This is a genomic window from Parasphingorhabdus sp. (genome assembly GCF_049667325.1).
In the GTDB taxonomy this organism is placed as follows: domain Bacteria; phylum Pseudomonadota; class Alphaproteobacteria; order Sphingomonadales; family Sphingomonadaceae; genus Parasphingorhabdus.
The window spans coordinates 1-5,753 of the sequence record NZ_JBATHY010000108.1 but is presented as its reverse complement, the minus strand read 5'-3'; the positions used below and the strand labels follow the sequence as shown (position 1 = coordinate 5,753).

At 56.1% G+C, this 5,753-nt stretch carries 6 protein-coding genes; 2 read left to right on the top strand and 4 right to left on the bottom strand.

Going from position 1 to position 5,753, the window contains the following annotated elements:
• Positions 1 to 312: 312 nt before the first annotated feature.
• Entirely contained in the window at positions 313 to 999 is a 687-nt protein-coding gene (locus tag WBM93_RS05700) for a crotonase/enoyl-CoA hydratase family protein (RefSeq protein WP_424429360.1), read from the top strand.
• 4 nt (positions 1,000 to 1,003) lie between these two features.
• On the opposite strand, the gene WBM93_RS05695 is transcribed toward WBM93_RS05700, so the two are convergent.
• The 4 genes from WBM93_RS05695 to WBM93_RS05680 form a co-directional block, all read right to left on the bottom strand.
• A complete protein-coding gene (locus WBM93_RS05695) occupies positions 1,004 to 1,372 on the bottom strand; it encodes a VOC family protein (RefSeq protein ID WP_424429357.1) in 369 nt (122 codons plus the stop codon).
• A 23-nt stretch (positions 1,373 to 1,395) separates the two neighbouring features.
• Positions 1,396 to 1,926 (bottom strand): DUF4199 domain-containing protein, encoded by a 531-nt coding sequence (locus WBM93_RS05690; RefSeq protein WP_424429354.1) that lies wholly within the window; start codon positions 1,924 to 1,926, stop codon positions 1,396 to 1,398.
• Positions 1,927 to 2,019: 93 nt separating this feature from the next.
• Positions 2,020 to 2,445 carry a response regulator transcription factor gene (locus WBM93_RS05685; RefSeq protein WP_424429351.1) on the bottom strand — a complete coding sequence of 142 codons (426 nt, stop codon included), beginning with the start codon at positions 2,443 to 2,445 and terminating at the stop codon, positions 2,020 to 2,022.
• 43 nt (positions 2,446 to 2,488) lie between these two features.
• Entirely contained in the window at positions 2,489 to 4,405 is a 1,917-nt protein-coding gene (locus WBM93_RS05680; protein ID WP_424429348.1) for a S9 family peptidase, read from the bottom strand.
• A gap of 95 nt (positions 4,406 to 4,500) precedes the next feature.
• Between WBM93_RS05680 and pabB the strand changes: the two genes are divergently transcribed.
• A partial coding sequence (gene pabB, locus WBM93_RS05675; RefSeq protein WP_424429346.1) for an aminodeoxychorismate synthase component I occupies positions 4,501 to 5,753 on the top strand: 1,253 nt, incomplete at its 3' end.

Genomic DNA, 5,753 nt, shown 5'->3' with positions numbered 1-5,753 from the left:
GCGCGCTTTCTGGCTTTCCGGGGAGGATTAGCGCCAAGTCTCCACGACATTCTGGCCGACAAGAATGTCGTGACCGATGTTCGCGGCGATGTCTTGCGAATTGGCTTCGCACTTTATCATGATCGGGAGGATGTTTCGCGTTTGACAAAAATAATAGGGCAGCTGACCTGAACAATTTGCCGCTACGGATTGTTCGTTTGCCAGTCTTTTACTGCAGTTTCCCCACTTTTTCTGCAGAGTTTCCCGTTGACGCGAGCATTTTCAGCGATAGGTTTAACTGACCGATTAATCCCGCCTTGAAAAGGACAGACAATGAGCATTTCCGTCGATATCCAGAATGATGTTGCCCTGATCACCATGGACGATGGCAAGGCCAATGCCGTCAATTTTGACCTGATGATCGCGCTCAACGAGGCGCTGGATAAGGCCGAGGCGGATGCCAAAGCCATCGTCTTGACCGGTCGCGAAGGACGGTTTTCCGGTGGCTTTGATCTGGGCATGATGGGCAGCTTTACCCGTGACGATTCGGTCCGTTTGCTCGACCGTGCTTCTGAACTGGTGCTTCGCCTATACGGCGGGCCGCTTCCCGTCATCGCGGCTTGCAACGGCCACGCCATTGCCATGGGTGTGTTTCTGCTGATGGCGTGCGACACCCGGATCGGGGCTGCGGGCGATTTCAAACTGGGCGCAAATGAATCGATTACTGGCATGACGCTGCCGGTATTTGCGGTCGAGCTGGCGCGCGACCGGCTCAGTCCCCTGCACCAGACGCGGGCGATGATTCAGGCGTTCATCTATGATCCGAAAGGCGCGGTCGAAGCCGGATATCTCGATATGCTGGTCAAACCGGATAAAGTGGTCGAGCAGGCCATCGGAATTGCCGGTCAGCTCGCCAAGCTGCCGGGACATGCCTATGCCTATCAGAAATCGGCGATGCGCAAACCGGCGCTGGACGCGATCCGCGCGAGCATTGGCAACCACCCGAATTTGAAGAATTAAATTATTACCGGTGCTGGTCGATCAGGATCGGATTGCCATCTGGATCGATCAGGGTGATGCTGGCGGGACCCTCCTTTCCTTCGGCTTTGCTGTCGAGGTTCAGGCCGGCGGAGAGCAAAGATTTCTGGATATCGCGAACATCATCAAAATCATCGAGATTTTGAGCATCCTGATCCCAGCCCGGATTAAAGGTAAGCAAGTTCTGGGGAAACATGCCCTCGAACAAGCCTATCAGTGTTTCGCCGTTTTTCAGGATCAGCCATTTCTGATCCTGATCGCCGCCAAATTGCACAAAGCCGAGTTTTTCGTAAAAGGCCCTGGAAAGCGCAATATCCTTGACCGCCAGGCTGATGGAAAAAGCTCCGAGTTTCATATTCATTCTCCTTATTGTGGCGCTTATCGCCGGACTGGCAGAATTTTGGGATTTCGCAAAATGGCGGCCGACAAGATGGCAATCATCAGGCCCACAGGAAATATCTCCAGAAATGTCATCGGCATGCGAATATATATCTTGCCATAATTTGTTCGCATCTCTTCGAGCGTGGCAATCTCTTGCGCCAGTCTCTCCGCCGTCAGTCCCGCTGCCTTTTTGGCTTCGATCGCACTGTTCACATAACCGTCGATAAAGGCGTATCCGTTACTCATCAAATAGAGTTCCCAGATCACGGTATATACGACTCCGGCAATAACAGCGACAGCGAGCCCCATGGCAAAAGCCGGAAGAAACCTGATTACGCCACCGAGTTCCTGATCGCGAAAGCGCTTGATAGCGATGAAGATCATCGACAGCGCGATCAACATGGTCAGATAGCCGAACAGTTCGGAAGACAGAAAACTTCCTCCATCGCTGAAAACCAGACCCATTATCATCGTTACTATGACGATGGTTCCGGACAATATTCCATAGGCTAACGCGATTTTCTGCATGATCTTCCCCCCGTATGTGGTGTGGTTATGGCAGCCGAAACGGCTTTTGGAAATCACCCGGGTGGGTGATTGAGCCGGAATCACCCTTTTTTATCAGCGGATCAGATGCAGGGCCCGTGCTTCTTCGATAGCCCGAACGCGGCCATTGACCTGCAGTTTCGCGTATAGATTTGCGACATGGGTTTTGACGGTATTGGGCGAGATATCCAGCGTTCGTCCGATCTCTTTGTTGGATTGACCATCGGCCAATGCTGCGAGCACTTCCAGTTCCCGTGCCGATATGCCGAGAGATTTGAGCGCGGCAATATTTTGCTCGAACGGTTCACGCGGTTTTCGCGCGGTCAGCCGGCGACCTACCCAGATGCCAAGCGCAGCAAAAGCCAGGGCGATCAGGACGACATAGATTTCAACTGAATAGGCCTTGCTGAAATATTGATATTGCAGCCATTCCAGCGCAAAGGCGGCAATGGCCAAGAGCAGGCTGTAGAGCAACACGATATTCAGGACGGATCTGGACATCGCTATCGGTGTATGCTGGTCGGTTCATCCATGATCGCGGTCCCTATTCCATGTCCAGCAGATATTTTTGCCAGAAAATAAGGCTCGCCCAGAACTGATAATCGGCATTGGCCTTCTTGCGGAAACCATGGCCTTCATTCTCTGCGAGCAGATGCCAGGCGGGGCGGCCATTGCTGCGCACGGCGGCGATGACCTGGTCGGCTTCGCTCGCCGGGACACGGGGATCATTGGCTCCGGTGACGACCATCAGCGGGATTTTGATCTCGCTCGCTCGGATCAGCGGGCTGATCTCCTCCAGCTTGGCGCGCTGTGCGGGATCGCGTTCGTCGCCATATTCCACCCGCCTCAGATCCCGGCGGTAATCCTGGGTATTCTCCAGAAAAGTGACAAAACTGGATATGCCGACAATCTCCAGTCCTGCTTTCAACTTTTTACCATAGCGCAGCATCGATGCCAGCGTCATATAGCCGCCGTAGCTGCCCCCGGTCACCGCGATCCGTTTGCGGTCAATCCGCCGATCCTTGCGCAGATGGTCGAGGAACGCGCCGATATCGAGCACGCTGTTTTCCCGCTGCCAGGGACCATTGTCGAGCGAGACAAATCTTTTGCCAAAGCCGGTTGATCCCCGGACGTTGGGATAGAAAATCGCGATGCCAAGTTCGTTTATCAGATAGTTGTCGCGTCCCAGAAACCGGGGTGTGGCCTGGCCTTCCGGCCCGCCGTGGATGTTGATGAGCAACGGTCGTTTGCCCTGATGTCTCGCGGGATCGGGTCGATAGAGAAATCCGGACATTTTCTCGCCGTCGAAACTTTCGATCTCGACCAGTTCAGGCGCGACATTGTCGGCCGTATCCAGACCGCCCGTCTCGCTTCTGGTCCATCGCGTGACGGCGAGGGTATCCGGGTTGATACTATAGGCATCGGTACCGGTCCGGTTGCTGTTAAGGGTGATGCCCAGCTCTCCCCACGGGGAGAATTTTACGCCGTTGATCACGCCGACCGGCAGCGCGTCAACGTCGCGGATATTTCCGCTTTTCGTGTCATAAAATTTAAGCACGGAACGCCCCGCCTGATTGACTTCAAAGGCGATCCAGCGGCCATCCCGACTGATATCAAAATCGGTAATGTCCCAGATTTTCTCATCGACCACCGGTTCGAACAGCGCTGTTTCCAGATTGACGATGCCCAGCCGTTTGACATCGCTGCCGTCGTCCGACGCGGCCCAGAGCCTGCCGTCGGGGGCAAATTGCAGCCCTTCATAGGCGACCGGGTTGCTGCTGTCGGTCAACTTGCGGGAGCTGCCCTGAGCGATGTCGACCAGATAGAGTTGATTGTCAGTGACCGACACATAGTTGAACACCAGCAACTTGCTGTCATCTGGGGAAAAATCGATCGGAAACCAGCCTCCACCGGTTGAAGCAATCAGCATCCGTGCGCTATCTGGACGGGCCGGGTCCATCAGATAGATGTCGTTGTAAAGTCCGGTGCGCTTGTTGGAGCCAAATGCAAGCAATTTGCCGCTGCTCGACCAAGGCCCCAGACTGTTGCGGCTCTTGCCGTCGGTGAGCATTTTTGGATGCCCGTTCCCGAGCGAAAAAATCTGGTGGACCTCGTTGCCGCCGCTGTCTTTCTGGAACAGAAGCGACGAGCCATCGGGTGCATAGCGCGCGCTGCTCACCGGTTCTTGAGCAAAGGTAAGCTGTTCGCGCTGTCCCATCGGAGTCGCGACGCGGTGCAATTGACGGGTTTCCGCAAAGCGGGTGGTGACCAGCATCGCCCTGCTCCTGGGGTCCCAGTCAACAAAACTGGCGGTGCGATATTCCATATAGGGGCGGGTCTGGTCGACAATGGCCAGCGAAATATCAGGTATCTGGTCAGCGACCAAAGCGGCCGGACGGGGGGCTGTGTCTTCTGCCGCCGCTTCGGCCACGCCCGCAAATATCAAAAATGCCATGATCATCTGGCACGCCAGCGCAAACCGCATCCAACAACCTCCCTGTTTATCTTTCGGCAAGCTTATGGACGAATGGTGTGAAATGCAATTAGGGGTGGCAAATGTTCAATGGAAAATCTCCTTTTGTCCTGCTTGACGACGCGCGCGCCGATGGTGCCGCGCCGGCGCGGCTGTACCGGGACCCGGTGGCGGTTATCCGGGCCGACAAATTGGAAGACTTGGAAGCATGTTTCGAGGCTCTGTCGCGGGCCCGGGCGGAGGGGAAGCATGTCGCGGGCTATCTATCTTATGAAGCGGGACTGGCGCTGGAAGAACGGTTGCGCGACCATTTCCCAACAGAAATGCCGACGCCGCTGGCATGGTTTGGAATATTTAATGATTATAAAGAGTTAGGGGATGGCGACCTGGTCCAACATCTGCCCGACCGCAACGGGGCCTGGCTCGGGCAACTCAAACCCCGTGTGTCGCGGGAGGCTTATGATGCGGCATTCAAAAAAGTGCAGAGCTATATAAATGCCGGCGATATTTATCAGGCCAACCTCACTTTTCGGGCAGGAATGGACTTTTCCGGTCATCCCTTGGCACTCTATGCCGCGATCCGGAGCAGGGCGCAGGCCGGCTATGGCGGGGTGGTGTTCGACGGCCAGAACTGGATGCTGTCCTTGTCGCCCGAACTGTTCTTTGCCTTGAAGGACGGCCGGATCACTGCAAAACCGATGAAGGGGACCGCAGCGCGGGTTGCCGATGAAACGGCGGACGCCAAAGTGCAGGCGCAACTGCACAGCGATCCCAAGCAGCGCGCCGAGAATCTGATGATCGTCGATCTGCTGCGCAACGACCTGTCGCGGGTCGCCCAGCAGGGCAGCGTCAAGGTGCCGGAACTGTTCCAGATCGAGAGCTATCCGACGATCCACCCGATGACTTCCTCGGTCACCGCGCAATTGCAGGACGGCCTTGATGCGGTCGATGTGATCCGCCGGATTTTCCCCTGCGGCTCGATCACCGGCGCGCCAAAGATCCGGGCGATGGAGATTATCGACGAGCTCGAACCGGATCCAAGGGGCATCTACTGCGGTTCGATCGGGCGGATCGATCCGGGCGGAGACGCCGCGTTCAATGTCGCGATCCGCACCTTCCACCTGGGCGCGCACGACAAAAAGCTTTCCATCGGCCTTGGCTCTGGGATAGTGGCGGACTCAGACGGGGATGACGAATGGCGGGAATGTCTCGCCAAGGGGAGATTTGCCAAAGTGGATGCCAATGCGGAAGGGGGCTACAAGGTCGACCTGATCGAAACCATGGCCTTTGATCCCGCCAGCGGCATCGCCCGGCTGGAAGCGCATCTGGAACGGAT